Raw genomic sequence first — 16,767 nt, forward strand, 5'->3', positions numbered from 1 at the left:
GGCCGCCCGTCGCGCGCCGGCCCCGGCGCCCCGTGCCGTCATCGGCCGTAGCGGGTGCGGCACAGGTCGACGATCTCGGGGGATGCGACACCCTGACCCCGCGCGCAGACGGTGCGCATGTCGTACGTCTGCTGCGGCTGAGCCCTGCGGGGCGTGCCGGCGCCGGCCGGGGGCGCGGGACGGGCGGGGGCCGCGCCCCCCGGCTGCTCCCGTGCCTCCTGTCGCGCCGGCGGTGCGGCCGCGTCGGCAGGCGCCGGCGAGCGCTCCGCCTCCTCGTTCTTCCGCTTCTTGTGCTCGCCGCTCGTGCGCTCGCGCTCGTCGGCGGTCTTGCCCAGGTCGTCGTGGGCGGCCGGGGGTGCGGTGGGCGCCGTGGACGACTGCGCGGCTGGGGCGTTCGCGGAGTGCGCGGAAGCGGAGGGCACGGGCCGCTCCGCTTCGGCCGGGACGGAGACACAGCCGGCCGCGCTCAGCAGGGCGACGAGCACGAGGGAGATGGGCCGCAGGTTCATGCCCTGGTCAACGACGGGCCGCGCGAGCGGACACGTCCAGGCTCCGGTCCGCGCGACCCCGGGGCCGCCGGGCCAGTGGGTCGCAGGGCCACCGGGCACCGGCCGGTGAGCCGCCCGTCAGTCGGGCAGACCGGACCTGGCGATGTCCAGGGCACGGTGGATGGTGCGGGACAACGAGGCGGGCTGCGGGTCCTCGCTCCACGCCCACTGCTCGACGGCGATACGCAGCGCGCCGTTGAGCAGCGTCGCCCGCACCCGTGGTTCGAGGTCGTCCGGCCCGTGGCCCGCCCGCTCGGCGATGACCTCGGCGAAGGGGCGCTCCGCGTCGTGATGGACCTGGAGCCATACGGCGCGCAGCCCGGGCTCGGTCCGCGTGAGCCTGACCAGGTCGCGCAGTGCGTCCGCGTCGGCCGAGTCGTCGGGGGGCGAGGACGGTGACCCCGCGACGGTCTCCACCAGTGGCCGGTCGCGCGGCCACGACCTCATGAGCGCGGTGACGAAGTCGAGGGCGTAGGTCAGCAGGGGGCGTACGCACAGTTCCTTCGACGAGGTGTAGCGCCACAGGGTCCGCTGCGAGATTCCCGCGGCGGCGGCGATCTCCTCGGCGGTGGTCGCGGCCACGCCCCGGTCGGCGAAGAGACGTACGGCTTCCCGGGCGATCTCCAGCCGGGTCGCGGCCTTGCGGCGTTCGGTCAGCGGCGGGCGCCCCAGGCGGGCTCCGGCGTGCGCGGTTTCCACGATTTTCGGCCACCTTCCCTCCGGCTGCGCCCATCGTAGCGATATTTTTTCTGGCACCACTCGCCACTTTGGCATGGCCCGCCATTAAATGTAGCGTGCCCCCCAGCCACCGAACACGCCCCGAACGCGAGGAGCACCACGTGAGCGTCACCACCAGCACCCCCGGCCGCAGCGTCATCGTCACCGGCGCCGGATCGGGCATCGGGCGGGCGACCGCCCTGCTGTTCGCGAAGGAGGGGGCGCGCATCGTGATCGCCGACGTCGACGACGCGTCCGCACAGGCCGTCGCCTGGGAGGCGGAGCGGGCCGGCGGGACCGCGGTGACCGTGATCGGGGACCTGCGGGACCAGGCCGTCGTCGACCGGGTCGCCGCGACGGCGGTGGCGGAGTTCGGACGCGTGGACGTCCTGGTCAACAACGCCGGAGTCATGGACAGCATGTCGGCCGCGGCCGACACCGGCGACGACGAGTGGGAGCGCGTCATCGGCATCAACCTCACCGCTCCGTTCCGCCTCACACGGGCCGTGCTGCCACACATGCTCGCCGGGGGGAAGGGCGCCGTCGTGTTCACCGCGTCCGAGGCGTCCCTGCGGGGCAGCGCGGCGGGTGCCGCCTACACGGCGTCCAAACACGGCATCGTCGGCCTGACCAAGTCCCTGGCGGTCATGTACCGCGACAAGGGCATCCGCTCCAACGCCATCGCACCCGGCGGCACCCTCACCAACATCCGGGTCGACGCCGACCGGGGCGCACACGGACCGGCCGCCCTCTCCCCCTACATGGGCAACGTCGGCTCGCCCGCACAGGCGGAGGAGCAGGCGGCGGCGATCCACTTCCTCGCGTCCGACGCGGCGAGCAACATCAACGGGGCGATCCTCCCCGTCGACAACGGCTGGTCAGCGGTCTGAACACCCGGGACGGACCGTCAGTTTCGGGCCATCCCCTACCCCTTGGCCGAGATATGCATCTACCACATGATGTGTAGCATGCATTTCTAGTGTCGGCCGGCCCCTGAACCGCCAAGAGGAACGAGTCACCGCATGCCCTCCCCCCATACCTCACCCACGTCCACCGGCCCGGATACGCAGGAGCTCGGCTTCGACCCGGAAGAGCTGCGCTGTAAGTACCGTGCCGAACGCGACCGGCGCATCCGGCCCGACGGCAGCGCCCAGTACCAGCGCGTCGCCGGGGAGTTCGGCTATTACGACGCCGACCCCCACGCCGACCCGCACTTCACCCGGGAACCCCTGCTGGACCGGGTCGACGCGGTGATAGTCGGCGGCGGATTCGGCGGTCTCCTCGCCGCCGCACGGCTGCGCCAGGCGGGCCTCGGGTCGATCCGGGTGATCGAGAAGGGCGGGGACTTCGGCGGCACCTGGTACTGGAACCGCTATCCCGGCATCCACTGCGACATCGACGCCTACACCTACATGCCGCTGCTGGAGGAGGTCGGCTACATCCCGAAGTGGAAGTACGCACCGGGTGAGGAGATCCGCGAGCACTCGCAGGCCATCGCCCGGCACTTCGACCTCTACCGGGACGCCTGCTTCCAGACCGAGGCCACCGAACTGCGCTGGGACGACGAGGCGTCGGAGTGGACGGTCAGCACGGACCGCGGGGACCGCATCAGGGCCCGCTACGTGGTGGTGTCCAGCGGAACGCTCAGCCAGGCGAAGCTGCCCGGCATCCCGGGCATCGAGACCTTCGAGGGCCACACCTTCCACACCAGCCGCTGGGACTACGCGTACACCGGTGGCGACCAGAACGGCGGCCTGACGGGACTCGCCGACAAGCGCGTGGCACTCATCGGTACCGGCGCCACGGCCATCCAGGTCGTCCCGCACCTCGGAGCGGACGCGCGCCAGGTGTACGTGTTCCAGCGCACGCCCTCCTCGGTCGACGTCCGCGCCAACCGGCCCACCGACCCGGAGTGGGCCGAGTCGCTCGAGCCCGGCTGGCAGCGGCGGCGCATGGAGAACTTCCTTGAGGTCGTCACCGGCCAGGCGGTCGACGAGGACCTGGTGGACGACGCCTGGACCAGCACGGCCCGGCTCCAGGAGAAGCTGATCCCCACCGACGCGCACGCGGACGTGCCGGAGGAGGAGCGTGAACGGGCGTACGAGATCGCCGACTTCCAGAAGATGAACGAGATCCGCGCCCGGGTGGACGCCGTCGTCCAGGACCGCGGGACCGCCGAGAAGCTCAAGCCCTGGTACCGCTACATGTGCAAGCGGCCCACGTTCAGCGACCACTATCTGCAGACCTTCAACCGCCCCGACGTCACGCTGGTCGACACCGCGGACAGTCACGGCGTCGAGCGCATCACCACGAATTCCGTGGTGGTCGGCGGCATCGAGTACGAGGTCGACTGCATCATCTTCGCCACCGGGTTCCAGGTCGGGATCTCCGGTGTGATGTCCGGGAAGCTCCCGGTGTACGGGCGGGACGGCGTCGCCCTGCTGGACTCCTGGGCGGAGGGGCCGAAGACGCTGCACGGGTTCTACAGCAACGGCTTCCCGAACTTCTTCCAGCTCGGCCCGCTGCAGAACGCCAGCTCCGTCAACTACGTCCACATCCTCGACGAGCAGGCCACGCACGTCGCCGAGGTCGTCGCCGAGTCGCACAAGCGCGAGGCCCGGCGCGTGGAACCCACGGTCGAGGCGCAGGAGGAGTGGGTGGCGACGATCCGCCGCAAAGCCCCGAACCTGCACGCCTTCCAGGCGGAGTGCACCCCCGGGTACTACAACAACGAGGGCAAGCCGCGGGCGCGCAGCGAATCCTTCGGTGACGGTCCTGTCGCATTCCACGAGCTGCTCAGGAACTGGCGCGAGGGCGACGGCATGGACGACGTACTGGTCGAGGCGGAGTGAAGCACGTGCGCGAGACGGACGAGCAGGCAGCGGCGTATCCCAGCAGGTTCGACGGGGCCCGGCCACGGGCCGGCCATCCGGCGGCCGAGCGGCTCAACCCGGCCAATCCGCTGTGGGGTTCCAACGGCATCGCGTTCGGCCCCGACGGGCGGCTGTACGTCGCCGAGTTCCTCGGTGGCCGGATCAGCGCGGTCGATCTGGCAGGGGGTGATCTCGACGTCGTCGTACCGTCGGGCGGTCCTGTCCAGTCACCGGACGACCTGGCCTTCGGGGCGGACGGCTCGATGTACATCGCCGACCTGGTCCCGGGCCGTGTCTGGCGGCGCAGTCCGCAGGGTGAGTACTCCCTGGTGTGCGACGAGGTGAAGAACCCCAACGGCATCACCTGCGTCGGCGACCGGCTGTTCGTCAACGAGATGAAGCCCGACGGCCGTCTGCTGGAGCTCTTCCCCGACGGAGGTGAGCCGGCCGTGCTCACCGAGGGGCTCGCCATGGGCAACGCGATGCAGCGCGGGCCCGACGGCTGTCTCTACTACCCGCACATGATGAGCGGGCAGGTCTGGCGCATCCCACCGGACGGCGGGGAGCCCGAGATGGTCGCGGACCAGGTGCACCTGCCGGTCGCGGTGCGCTTCGACCAGGGCGGCGTACTGCACGTCCTGTCGCTCGGGCCCGAGGGCAGGGTGACCCGCATCGACCTGCACGGCACCGGGTCCAGGACGCTGATCACCAGTGGGGTGCAGGGACTGGACAACGCGGCGTTCGACGCGGAGAACCGGATGTTCGTCTCCAGCTACGCGAGCGGCGGCATCACCGAGATGCGGCCCGACGGGCGGACCCGGGTGATCGTGCCACGCGGTTTCGACGGCCCCTACGGCGTGACGGTCGGCCCGGGCGGCACGGTGTACGCGGCCGACCACTACCGGGTGGCGGGTCCACCGGCCGCCCCTGAAGCCACGCCGGCCGACAGAGCTGAAAGGGCTGACAGGGCTGACAGGGCTGACAGGGCTGACAGGCCCGACGGCACCGGCAGCACCGACAGGGCCGTCGACGCGGGTGAGCCTGCCCGTCATGTCCTGGCGCCGTTCGTCCACGGCATCGCGGCGGAGGGCAGCCTCCTGCATCTGACCTCGCAGTTCGGCGATGTCAGGACCTACGACCCCGAGGACGGCTCGATGCGGACCCGGGTGAGCGGACTGAGCCGGCCCATGGGGATCGCCGTGGGCCCGGCGGGCTCGCTCGTCGTCGCCGAGTCGGACGGCGGCAGGGTGCTGGCCGTCGACGCGGACGACGAGGTGACCGTGCTGGCGGAAGGGCTCGGCCGTCCGGTCGACGTGGCCTTCGACGCGGCGGGCCGGTGTCACGTCAGCGACGAGCAGACGGGGGCCGTGCTGCGCCTCGGGCAGGACGGGGCGGCCACCGTCGTCACCGACGGCCTCGGTGCACCGCAGGGGCTGACGATCCTGGGCGACACGCTGTACACGGTGGAGACCGGACACCACAGGGTGCGCGCGGTCTCCCTCACGACGGGTGCGAGCTGGACGGAGGCCGACGATCTGCCGGTCGGCCCGTCACCGGGCACCGCGCCCGTCCCCCCGGAGGCGGAGCCCGCACTGTTCGCCAACGGCCTCCCGGGCCTCGCCCGTCGCTTCGCCGGGATCGCCGCCGCACCGGACGGTTCACTCGTCCTGTCGGCCGACGGCGAGGGGACCCTGCTGCGGCTGACTCCGTCCGGGCCCGGGTGACGGCGTCCACGCAGCGGCCGGCGGCTCCCTCCGGTTAAAGTCGGGCGACCGATCACCGAGCCTGGAGGAGAGCTGCCGGACATGGCGGTGGACGCCCTCGACACCCGCATCCTCCGGCTGCTCATCGAGCAGCCGCGCACCAGCGTTCGCGAGTACGCGCGCATCCTCGGTGTGGCACGCGGCACGCTCCAGGCCCGGATGGACCGCCTGGAGCGGGCCGGCGTGATCACGGGCACAGGCCCCGCACTCTCCCCCGCGGCCCTGGGCCACCCGGTGCTCGCCTTCGTCCACCTGGAGGTCACCCAGGGGCATCTGGACGAGGTGGGTGACGCGCTCGCCGCCGTCCCCGAGATCATCGAGGCCTTCTCGACGACCGGGGGCGGCGATCTCCTGACGCGCGTGGTGGCCCGTGACAACGGACATCTGGAGGACCTGATCCAGCGGCTGATCCAGCTGCCCGGCGTGGTCAGGACCCGGACCGAGGTGGCCCTGCGCGAGCGGGTCGCTCACCGGGTCCTGCCGCTGGTCGAGGCGGTGGGGCGGGCGACGGGCCCCGGCTGAGCACCGTCGGGCATGCTGGAGGCCATGAAGACCCCGCGCCTCCCCGCTCCGCCCGTCCTCTTCGATCTCGACGGTACCCTCGTCGACAGCGAGCCGAACTATTACGAGGCGGGCCGCCGGCTCCTCGCCCGGTACGGTGTGCGGGACTTCAGCTGGGAGGACCACAGCCGCTTCATCGGGATCAGCACCCGTGAGACCCTCACCGCTCTGCGGGAGGAGCACGGGATCGAGGCGCCGGTCGACGAACTGCTGGCCGGCAAGAACGCCCTGTATCTGGAGCTGGCCGGCACCTCCACCACCGCCTTCCCCGAGATGCGCGCCCTCGTCGGGCGTCTGCACGGGGACGGGGTGCCGCTGGCGGTGGCTTCGGGGTCGTCAAGGGCGGCCATCGAGGTCACGCTCGCGGTCACGGGCCTGGACGCGTACCTGCCCCTGTACGTGTCCGCCGACGAGGTGGCGCACGGCAAGCCGGAGCCCGACGTGTTCCTGGAGGCCGCCGGACGGCTCGGTGTGGCGCCGGAATCGTGCGTGGTTCTCGAGGACGCGGTCCCCGGGATCCGGGCCGCCCGAGCGGCGGGAATGCGCTGTGTGGCGATACCCGACAACCGGGCCCCGGCGGACGGGACGGTGTTCGGGGAGGCGGACCTGCTGTTCCCGGGCGGGCAGGAGGAGTTCACCGCCGCTGCCGTGCTCGACTGGCTCGCCCGTGAGTGAGAGACGGGTGAGAACAGGCCGGTCCTGACCACCGATTGGCCGGATTGCACGTCCGGGGCTCGGGCCGGGCGACCGGAGCCCCGGGGGACAGATATCCTGATCAGGCCGCGCACCCCCACGCACCGTACCGAGGCGATGAGCCCGATGAGGTCGCCGCCGCGGCAGTCGGAGCGGGCCATAATTCGAGATTGGTGTGCACAGGTGCTGGTTGCTGGACGGTACCGGCTGATATCCCCCATCGGCCGTGGTGGTATGGGCGAGGTGTGGCGCGCCACGGACGAAGTCCTGGGGCGGGCCGTGGCGGTGAAGCTGCTGCTGGGCGACCAGGCCGATGCCTCGTCGACCGCGCGCTTCCGCCTGGAGGCGCAGACGGCCGCGCGCCTGAGCCATCCTCATCTGGTGGCCGTGTTCGACTTCGGGTCCTGGGAGGACCGCTTCTTCCTGGTGATGGAGCTGGTCGAGGGCCGGAGCCTCGGGGATCTGCTGGAGGCGCAGGAGTCGGTCCACCCCGAGCAGGTCGCGCTCATCGCCGGCCAGGCCGCCGCAGGTCTGGCCGCGGCTCACCGGCAGGGCATCGTCCACCGGGACATCAAGCCCGGCAACCTGATGCTGGACGCCGACGGGTCGGTGAAGATCGGGGACTTCGGCATCGCCCAGTTCGTCGACGACCCGTCGACGGCGCTGACCACGGCCGGCCATATCGTCGGTACGAGCCTGTATCTGGCCCCCGAGCGGGCCCTCGGGCGGACGGCCGACTCCGCGTCGGACATGTACTCGCTGGGCTGTGTCGTCTACCAACTGCTGGTCGGGCAGCCGCCGTTCCGCTCGGACACGGCTACCGCGACGCTCTACCAGCACGTGGACACGCCTCCGGTGCCGGTCAGACAGCGGGGGGTGGACGTCTCCCCCGCCTTCGATTCGTATCTGCTGGGTCTGCTGGCCAAACAGCCCGAGGACCGGCCGAGCGCCCAGCAGGTCTCCGACTGGTTCCGTACGGATGCCTGGCGGGGGCGGCCCGAGCCACTGCCGCAGCACACAGCCGCCGCCGCACGGCCCACAGCCCCGCGGCCGGCCCCGTCCGCTGCCGCACCGGCCCCCGGCGCCCCGGCCGTCCAGGGGGCGTCGACGTACCGGCTGCCGCAGGCCACCGGCCGCAGAAGGGCCGCTCCCGCGCCCCGGGCGTCCAGGTCGGCGACGAGGTCGGCCACGACGCGCCGGATCAGCACGAGTGAGGCCATCCGCCGCCGTCCGCGCGTGGCGAGCGCCGTGGCCGGAACGGTCGCCTTCCTGGCGGCGGTGTATCTGGGCACGATCCTCTTCGCACCGGACACCGGGGCGGCGGACACCCCGGATCCCGGCTCCACCCCGACTGCGGGGCTCGAATCGCCCGCGCCGGCCGATCAGGACGGGGACGGCGGGAACGACGGGGACGAGTGAGCCGTCGGCTCACCAGCGGGTGTGGACCTCCGCGCGGATCCGTCGGTCGTACAGGTCGCGCACCGCGTCGAGGGTGCTCTGCGGGAGCGGCGGGAGAGCGGCGGCCGACGCGTTGGCGCGGGCCTGCTCCACCGACCGAGCACCGGGGATGACGCTGGTGACTCCGGGCTGCTGGATGATCCAGCGCAGAGCGGTCTGCGCGGGGGTGGCGCCTTCGGGAGCGAGCTCGGAGAATTCGGCCGCGGCTGCCACACCGGTCGCGTAGTCGATGCCGGAGAAGGTCTCGCCCTGGTCGAAGGCCTCGCCGTGGCGGTTGTACGTGCGGTGGTCCTCGGGAGCGAAGACGGTGTCGGCGGTGTACCTGCCCGACAGCAGCCCCGAGGCGAGCGGAACGCGAGCGATGATGCCGACCCCGGCGGCCACGGCGGCGGGAAGGACCTCGTCGAGGGGCTTGAGGCGGAACGGGTTGAGGATGATCTGGACGCTCGCGACGCCGGGCCTGGCGATGGCCGTGAGGGCCTCGGCGCACGTCTCCACGCTCACCGCGTACGCGGCGATCCGCTGCTCGGCGACAAGCGTGTCCAGGGCGTCGTACACGGCGTCGGACGAGTAGACGGCCGTGGGCGGGCAGTGCAGCTGGACGAGATCGAGGGTGTCGACGCCCAGGTTGGTGCGCGAACGGTCGTTCCAGCTGCGGAAGTTGTCCAGGACGTAGTTCTCCGGGAGCTGCTCGGCGCGCCTGCCCATCTTGGTGGCGACGAAGATGTCGGCGTCCGGGCGGTCCTTCAGATAGCGGCCGATGAGCTGCTCGCTGCGGCCGTCGCCGTAGACGTCGGCGGTGTCGAAGAAGGTGACTCCCGACTCGACCGCGGCGTCGAGGACGCCGAAGGCGTCGGCCTCCCGCACCTCGCCCCAGTCCCCGCCCAGCTGCCAGGTGCCCTGTCCTACGACCGATACGTCACGGCCGGTCCTGCCGAGTGTTCGCTGCTCCATGCAGATCATGCTACGTCGGCACGCCGGCCGGCGGCAGTGGGTGCCCCCGGCCGGCGTCCGCGCTCAGTCGCCGGTGGTCACACGGACGTAGTCGACGACGAGTTCCTGCGGGAAGCTGGTGCTGCCGTCCGGGTTGCCCGGCCAGTCGCCTCCGACGGCAAGGTTGAGGATGAGGAAGAACGGCTTGTCGAACACCCAGTCGTTGCCGTTGAGGTCCGCGGGCGTCCTCTCCTGGTAGACGGTGCCGTCGACGGACCAGGTGATGGAGTCGGGGGCCCAGTCCACGGCGAAGGTGTGGAAGTCATCGGCGAAGGCGGCCCCGTCGGGGAGGCTGTAGCCGGCGCCGATGCCGCCCGCGCCGGAGTAGCCGGGACCGTGCAGGGTGCCGTGGACGGTGCCGGGTTCGAAGCCGACGTTCTCCATGATGTCGATCTCACCGCTGTTGGGCCAGCCGACGTCACCGATGTCGGCGCCCAGCATCCAGAAGGCGGGCCATATGCCCTGGCCGCGCGGGATCTTCATCCTGCTCTCGACGTGCCCGTACGTCGAGGTGAACTTGCCCGAGGTGTTGAGACGGGACGAGGTGTACTCGCAGGTCCCGTACCAGCACTGGTAGTTGGCGGGGTTCTCCTTGCGGGCGGTGATGACGAGGTTGCCGTCGCCGTCGAGTGCGGCGTTGTCGGTGCCCGCCGTGTAGTACTGCCCTTCGTGGTTGCTGACGTTGTCGCCGGTCTCCGTCAGCCACTTGGCGCTGTCGACGGCGGAACCCGCGGGTCCGTCGAAGTCGTCGGAGAACGCCACGGCCTGCGCCGAGCGGGCAGCCGTGGAGGAGGCGCCCGTCTGCGTGTCGGGTGCGGCCGATGCGCCGGCGGGCAGCGCGGTCATGACCACGGAACAGCACAGCAGGGAGAGAGCGGCGTACAGAGTCGTGCGGCGCCTCTTCGAGAGACGGCGCACCCTGCGGTGGGGGGAAGGCACAGTCATCACTTCATTTCAGGTGGGGGGATGACAGTCATGCGCATGACAGATCCGCCGAGAGATGAACGCGTGACGCGCTTACCCCGGACGTATCTTTCAACACTTGATTTAAGGCAGTGCTCGTAGGTCCGTCAAGGATCTGGTCCAGACCGGACGGGTACGGGCACAAGTCATGGCCCCTTCGCACCGGACCCGGTACGACTGCCGCCGTGCGGCGTGTGGCCGACGGCCGCACAGTGGAGACATGGACTGTGCGGGCTCGCGCGGCCCGACCGGGCAGGCGCGCATCGTCCGACGCATCCCGGCGGAAGGATCAGGCGTGGACAGCGACAGCACACGGCGTTTCGTGGTGCAGATCCACGACGCCAGGCGCATGCATTTCGACTTCCGCCTCGAGGTCGACGGCGTCCTGAAGTCCTGGGCCGTGCCGCGTGGCCCCTCCGACAACCCGAGCGACAAACGGCTGGCCGTGCCGACGGACGACCACCCCCTGGAGTACCGCGAGTTCGAAGGTGTCATTCCACGGGACGAGCAGGGCAGCGGCACCGTGATCGTCTGGGACCAGGGCATCTACAGCCCGACCAGCCACGACCTCGCGGGGGCGCCCGTCCCGTTCGCGGAGTCCCTGGAGCGCGGTCACGCCACGTTCCGGCTCGACGGGGCCAAGCTGCACGGGGAGTTCGCACTCACCCGCTTCCGCATCGACGACCAGGACGGGACCCCGGGCCCCGAGGCCTGGCTGCTGATCAAGGCCAACGACCGGCTGGCCGTCCACGACAGGCCGGGCACCCCCGATCCCTACCACGCCCGCTCGGCGCGCACCGGCCGCACACTGCGCCAGGTCGCCGTGGCCGAGCGGGAGGGCGCCGCCCACTGAGCGCTCATGGCACGGGCGGCCCACCGTCGTCGGACGCGGTGAGCCGCTCCAGGACGACGGCGTAGCGGGATCGTCGGTCGGGACGCGCCCCACCGACGGCGTGCCGAAGCGCGGGAATCGCGGCGGCCCCCATCAACAGCAGCCCCGCCCCGGCCTCTTGGCGCACCAGCGGGTGCGGGTGGTCGAGCAGGGCGACCAACGCGGGAACGGCGGGCTCCCACCCGGCGCGGCTGAGTGTCCTGATGGCCATCCGCCTGATGTCCGACTGCGGGTCGTCCAGCAGGACGGTGGTGTGGAACAGATGGACCGGCCGGTCGAGGAGGGCGCGCGAGGTCCGGTGGGCGTGCAGCCTGACCTTGGGCCGTGAATGCTTCAGCAGCTCATCTATGAGCTCAGTCAGGTCCTGGTCCAGGCCGCCGGTGTGCTCCTCGGTGAGGCGGGTCAGTGCCCTGCGTATCTGTTCCGGGCCGCCCGTACGGGCCAGGCGCAGCAGCTCCGCCCGTCCCGGACGGTGGACCGCCGCGACGGGAGGCGTCGTACGCCGGGCCGGGCCCATCCCCTGGTCCAGGACGAGCCCCTCGGCCAGGTCGTCGCGCCCCTCGGCGCGCAGCCGCTCCCGGAGCCTCGTCCTGTCGGGGGTGCCCAGCAGCCGCCGGCCCGCCAGCAGGTCCAAGAGGCCCCAGGCACCCTCCTCGATCCGGGGCAGCAGGTACCCGGCCAGCACTTCGGCAGGCGCCGCCCGCAGGGCGTGGCCTGCCTCCCTCCGCAGGTCCGCGGTGCCCTGCTCCCACCATCCGAGCAGCAGCGGGATCAACGGCACCAGCTCCCAGGGGCCCAGCTGACGGGCGAGGAGCACCACCCGGGCGGGCACGACGTCTCCGCCGTCCAGCTCCGCGGGATCGACGGTTGCCAGCGCCCGAGCCAGAGAGCCCCCGGCCGGCGGGGGGATCCGCCCCCTGAGGTACGTGTCGAGGACCGCGCGTGCGGTCCCCGGTTCCGGCCAGTCCAGGAGCTGCCGGGCTGCGTCGGCCCTGCGGGCTGCGTCGGGCGCTTCCAGCAGGTCCAGCAGCCGGGTGCGCAGGGCGGCGGAACGAGGCCGGCCCTGGTTGTCGGCGCGTACGGTTCCTGAAGCCGGTCCTGTGGTCTCGGCGAGCGTCCACGGGGGTGTGCCGAGCGGCTGGAGGTCCGCCATCCAGTCGACGAGGAGGGTGCGCACGTCCTCGTCGCCGGCGTCGGCGTACGCGGCCATGAGGGCCGAGAGGCGAAGCCGGGAGTCCGGCGGCTGCGGGCCCCTGCGCCGGAACTCCTCCAGGGCGTGGCGGGTGCGGAGGGCGGAGCGCAGAGCTGCCCGCCACTCCCGCGCCGCGGAGTCGGGCGTGAGCGGTTCGGGCATGCCGAACACCTCACGCAGTACGGCGGTTTCGGCCTCCGTCACATCGGGGTCGAGGCGGGCGGCGGCCAGGGCCGCGTCCAGATCGCCCCTGCCCAGCACGGTGTCGCAGGCCCGGAGCAGCCGCAGCGCCCACAGATGGTGAGGAGGAGACATGGCGCGTACGGCGTCGGCGAGCGCCATGCGGTCCGCGCCGGGCAGTCCGGGCGCCACGGCCTGGAGCACGCGAAGGAGCTCTGGCCGGTGTTCCCGCTCACCGGCGAGGCCTTCCGTCAGCAGCCGGGCGTGATCCGCGAGGTTCTCCAGCTCCTCGGCCGACCATGGCGCGGGGCACAGTCGCAGGACGAGGCCGATGACCCGGTCCCTGGCCTCGTCCGGTACGTCCCGGGCCAGCCGCAGCCAGTGCGCCAGCATCGGCCGCAGCTCCCTCAGGCGCTGGGCCGGCAGAGTCCGAGAGCCGTCCGCGACGCGCAGGGCGGCCGGGACGCTCCAGCCGTGGCCGACGAGCACGGCGGCCCAGGAGTCCGCGTCCCCGTCCTGCGGGCGACCGGACCCGGCGGTTCCGTGCCCCGGCACCAGGTCCCCGAGATCGGCTGCGCTCCCCCCGCCGAGAGCGATCAGGCCGTCGGTCACCGCCCTGAGCAGGTCGGGCACGACCGGGGAGCCCTGGTCGGCCAGCGCGGTGACCGTGCGGTAGGCCAGCGCGCCGTCGAGGCCTCGTAGTAGCAGCGCGCGTTCGCGGGGGGCCTGGGAGCTTGCGGTGGCGGCCAGGAGCGTGGCCGTACAGGCATCGCCCAGCACCGCCCGAAGTGCGGTGACGAGCCCGGTGCGCAGGCCCGGGTTGTCGTTGCGGCCGAGTGCGCGCAGGAGGCCGGGCACGGCGGCCGGTGTCCCGGCGCGTGCCAGGGCCGCCGCGGCGGTCTTCCTGATGTTCATGGTCGGGTGGTCAAGGAGCGCGGCGATCGCGGGGCAGGCCCAGCGGGCCTCCGCCCGGGCGAGCGCCAGCAGCGCCTGCCGTACGGTCTGGATGTCATCGGCCCGGGTCAGCGCGATCAGCGTGGCCGAAAGCGCCTGCGCGTCCTCGCGCTCCGTGCGCTCCGTGCCCGCCGCCAGGAGTGCGATCGCGTGCTTGCGTACATGCGGATCACGGTGGCGCAGCAGCCGGTGCACACGGGGGCGGACCCGCGCGGACGGTGCGCGCCGCAGGACTTCGAGCAGGACCGACTGCTGACGGGCCGGCAGCTCCGGCCGGTCCAGCAGGTCCAGCACGATGCCGGCCAGCAGCGCGTCACCCGCCTCTCCCTTGTTGCGGGCACCGAGCAGACAGGACGGCCTGATGCTGCGCCGCTCGTACAGGCGTCCGCCCAGACCGCGTACCGCGTCCACGGCCTCCTGTGGAACGATGGGTTCCGCCGCGCGGGCGGGTTCCGGGCGCGGGCCCGTCTCCACCGCCTCCCATGACGCCGACAGTTCGCTCACGACCCGCAGCAGCAGACCGGTGACGGCGGGCAGGACGCAGGCGCTGCCGTGGGCCGTGAGCGCGCACAGTGCCAGCACCGGATCGCCCGGCTCGATACCTGCGGTCAGCAGGGCCAGTTCACGCTCGTCGGGTGCGCCCAGGCCGGCTGCGACGACGGGTGGCAGCGCCGCGGGATCCACCCGGGCGATGAGGTGGCGCCGAAGGTCCGGATCGGTGTTCAGCTGCCACAGGAGTTCCAGCGCCCGGTGGTGCACGGGGCGGAGGAACGACGCGATTCCGCTGCCGTCGGTGTGCGGGCCGAGCGCGTCGGTCAGCACCGCGACCGTACGGTCTCCGCCGATGGCTTCGAGCGTGGCGAGGGCCGCGGCCGGAGCCTCGGGCAGCAGGGCGAGCACTGCCTCCTCGGCGTCCGCGTAACGCAGTTCACGGATGGCGTCGAGGAACGGCACGGGTACGCGCGCGAAGGGGAGCAGGCGGGTGACGGCCGCCCCGACCGGGAGGTCCCCCGTCCCCTGCCCGGCGAGCGCGACGAGCAGGGCGAGCCGGCGCGGCATCCCCTCGTCCCTGCCCCTGTCCCTGTCGTCGCCGTCTCCTGCTCCGGCCCCGGCCAGCAGGTCGAGGACCGTGTGGCGGCAGGTGTAGAGGATCGTCGCGACGGTGCGGACGTCGATCGTGTGATCGGCCAGCGCCAGGCCGATGAGGGCCGGTGCCTGGGACGCGTCGGGGAAGTGCCCGCGCCGGTGGAGCCCGTGCAGACAGCTCACCGCGGGTCCGCCGAGCAGCAGGGGGTCCTGGGCGGCGATGTCCAGGATCGCGCCGATGTCACCACGTTCGGCCAGGTCACCGAGGAGTTCCAGGGCGAGGCGCCGGGCCGCCGGAGGGGCGGCGGGGTTCGCGGCCATGCCCGGCAGCAGTGCACCGTGCCCGTGCCGGGCCGCCGCGGTGAGCGCGAGTGCCACCACGGGTGCAGGGTGGTCCGGGTCGAGATACGGGGCGAAACGTGCCGCGGGAAGAGGGCCCGTCGCCGCCCAGGGTTCGGCCAGTTCCTCCAGGGCTGCGGCAGCGGCGGCAGCGCCGTCAGGGTCCGCGACGAGCAGCCCGGCCAGATGGTCCCTGGCAAGGCCGGGCGCAAGCAGACCGGCGTGCAGGCCCTGTCTGATCAGCCGGACCGCCTCCGTGCGCAGGACGGCGTCCCGGCTGTCCAGGGCTTCGGCCACGAGTAGGTCCGGGCGGTGCGCGTCACGTGCGTCGATGCCGCGCACGGCCTGGTAGAGCGGCTCGCCCGGCCGCTCGTCCCGCAACGTCGAAGGGTCCGTAAGGAGTTCGGCGCGCAGCCAGGCGATCCTCACCCGTGCCGGCAGCGGAGCCGTACGCCACGCGGGCAGCCGCCGGTGCGGGAGGTGGGCTCCGAGGCGCGCGTACAGCTGGGCCAGAAGGAGCGATTCGTCCGGCGACTGCGGCAGGTCGCGCGGCAGCAGTCCCGCCAGCTCGGCCGCTTCGCCGGCAGGCAGCCGGGGTGAGGCCGCCCGATCGGCGAGGTGGGTGAGCCCCTGATACCGCGTACGCCGGTCCGTGTGCCGGACGAGCGGCCCGAGCTCGGAGAGGTCCGGATACCGCTGCTGTGGCCGCGCGTCCGCGGGGGTCCTCGTCACCGTCGGATATTACGACCTCACCCGTTTACGGCCCCACCCGTTTACGGTCGCCGTTTACGGCCTCACCCGTGACAGCGGGGCGAGCTGCTCCACCGTCCCGACCCGGGCCGCCAATTGCTCGCGCAGCCGGGTCAGGCAGGCGATTTCCGCGTCGAGCACGGCCAGCCTCCGCGCGGCGACCCCGGGATTCGGCTCGCCTTCGCTCCCCGTAGAACCGAAGCGCTCTCGGTGTGGTCCCGGCTGCCGCCGCGGCGTCACCGATCCGCATCTCCACCCCCGTGTGCCGCTGTGAAGTCCCGGCCCTACACCTCGACCACCACCGTGCCGAGATGCTGTCCGGCCATCAACGCGTGCGACGCGGCAGGGGCCTTGTCCATGCCCGCGATCCGTACATGCGGAAAGGTGATCCCACCGGAGCGCAGCCATCCGCCGAATGTCCGGATCCATTCGGCGTGGACCTCCTGGTGGTCCTGCCCGGTGATCCCCCCGCAGAGTGATCCGCCTGACGACCAGCTGGAACGTGTCGAGCTCGACCGGCGCCCTCGGCCCCGCCCCCCATGAGGGTGCGCAGGGCGGGGAAGACCTGGAAGTACGTGTTGCGGACCAGCACCTCCCCCTCCCCCGGCCGTGGAAGCGGCTGTGCCACGACGCGCAGGTGCTCGGGGCGCGGCAGGCCGTCGGGTACGGCCGTGAGCTGTACCTCGCGGGACGTACGGGGCAGGGCCGGGGACGCGGTCATGGCGGACTCCTCGTCTGCGTGCTCCGGGCCCGGGTGGCCGGAGCACGCAGACGCTAAGCCCTCACCCTTACGTCAGAGGCAAGC

Annotated in this window: 13 protein-coding genes; 7 read left to right on the forward strand and 6 right to left on the reverse strand. The window is 72.4% G+C overall.

From position 1 onward, the window contains the following. Positions 1–38 precede the first annotated feature (38 nt). Both AB0C75_RS20030 and AB0C75_RS20035 read right to left on the reverse strand, forming a co-directional pair. Positions 39–509, reverse strand: coding sequence for a hypothetical protein (locus tag AB0C75_RS20030; protein ID WP_362892573.1), 471 nt, complete (start codon positions 507–509; stop codon positions 39–41). Between the two features lie 117 nt (positions 510–626). After that, positions 627–1,247, reverse strand: a complete 621-nt coding sequence (locus AB0C75_RS20035; RefSeq protein ID WP_362892575.1) for a TetR family transcriptional regulator — start codon at positions 1,245–1,247, stop codon at positions 627–629. 140 nt (positions 1,248–1,387) lie between these two features. Between AB0C75_RS20035 and AB0C75_RS20040 the strand changes: the two genes are divergently transcribed. The 6 genes from AB0C75_RS20040 (at position 1,388) to AB0C75_RS20065 (ending at position 8,574) form a co-directional block, all read left to right on the forward strand. After that, complete coding sequence (locus AB0C75_RS20040) at positions 1,388–2,155, forward strand: SDR family NAD(P)-dependent oxidoreductase (protein ID WP_362892576.1); 768 nt, start codon at positions 1,388–1,390, stop codon at positions 2,153–2,155. Between the two features lie 132 nt (positions 2,156–2,287). Beyond that, the gene (locus AB0C75_RS20045) at positions 2,288–4,117 is read left to right on the forward strand and encodes an NAD(P)/FAD-dependent oxidoreductase (protein WP_362892578.1); all 1,830 of its coding nucleotides are present in this window, start codon (positions 2,288–2,290) and stop codon (positions 4,115–4,117) included. Positions 4,118–4,122: 5 nt separating this feature from the next. Further along, a complete protein-coding gene (locus tag AB0C75_RS20050) occupies positions 4,123–5,862 on the forward strand; it encodes an SMP-30/gluconolactonase/LRE family protein (RefSeq protein WP_362892580.1) in 1,740 nt (579 codons plus the stop codon). Positions 5,863–5,943: 81 nt separating this feature from the next. Then, positions 5,944–6,423: an Lrp/AsnC family transcriptional regulator gene (locus AB0C75_RS20055; protein WP_362892582.1), complete on the forward strand. Its 480-nt coding sequence runs from the start codon at positions 5,944–5,946 to the stop codon at positions 6,421–6,423. A 24-nt stretch (positions 6,424–6,447) separates the two neighbouring features. Then, entirely contained in the window at positions 6,448–7,137 is a 690-nt protein-coding gene (locus tag AB0C75_RS20060; RefSeq protein ID WP_362892584.1) for an HAD family phosphatase, read from the forward strand. Positions 7,138–7,338: 201 nt separating this feature from the next. Next, positions 7,339–8,574, forward strand: coding sequence for a serine/threonine-protein kinase (locus AB0C75_RS20065; RefSeq protein ID WP_362892585.1), 1,236 nt, complete (start codon positions 7,339–7,341; stop codon positions 8,572–8,574). Positions 8,575–8,583: 9 nt separating this feature from the next. On the opposite strand, the gene AB0C75_RS20070 is transcribed toward AB0C75_RS20065, so the two are convergent. Together AB0C75_RS20070 and AB0C75_RS20075 are read right to left on the reverse strand one after the other, a co-directional pair. Next, on the reverse strand, positions 8,584–9,576 hold the full coding sequence (locus tag AB0C75_RS20070; protein WP_362892587.1) for an aldo/keto reductase: 993 nt from the start codon (positions 9,574–9,576) through the stop codon (positions 8,584–8,586). A gap of 54 nt (positions 9,577–9,630) precedes the next feature. Further along, entirely contained in the window at positions 9,631–10,551 is a 921-nt protein-coding gene (locus AB0C75_RS20075; RefSeq protein WP_362892589.1) for a glycoside hydrolase family 16 protein, read from the reverse strand. Positions 10,552–10,789: 238 nt separating this feature from the next. Here AB0C75_RS20075 and AB0C75_RS20080 point away from each other — a divergent pair, with 238 nt between their 5' ends. Beyond that, positions 10,790–11,422 carry a DNA polymerase ligase N-terminal domain-containing protein gene (locus AB0C75_RS20080; RefSeq protein ID WP_362892591.1) on the forward strand — a complete coding sequence of 211 codons (633 nt, stop codon included), beginning with the start codon at positions 10,790–10,792 and terminating at the stop codon, positions 11,420–11,422. A gap of 4 nt (positions 11,423–11,426) precedes the next feature. On the opposite strand, the gene AB0C75_RS20085 is transcribed toward AB0C75_RS20080, so the two are convergent. Next, positions 11,427–15,944, reverse strand: coding sequence for a HEAT repeat domain-containing protein (locus AB0C75_RS20085; RefSeq protein ID WP_362892593.1), 4,518 nt, complete (start codon positions 15,942–15,944; stop codon positions 11,427–11,429). A 343-nt stretch (positions 15,945–16,287) separates the two neighbouring features. Beyond that, positions 16,288–16,683, reverse strand: coding sequence for a hypothetical protein (locus AB0C75_RS20090; RefSeq protein ID WP_362892595.1), 396 nt, complete (start codon positions 16,681–16,683; stop codon positions 16,288–16,290). Positions 16,684–16,767 lie beyond the last annotated feature (84 nt).

This window comes from Streptomyces sp. NPDC048565, from assembly GCF_040650935.1.
GTDB lineage: Bacteria > Actinomycetota > Actinomycetes > Streptomycetales > Streptomycetaceae > Streptomyces.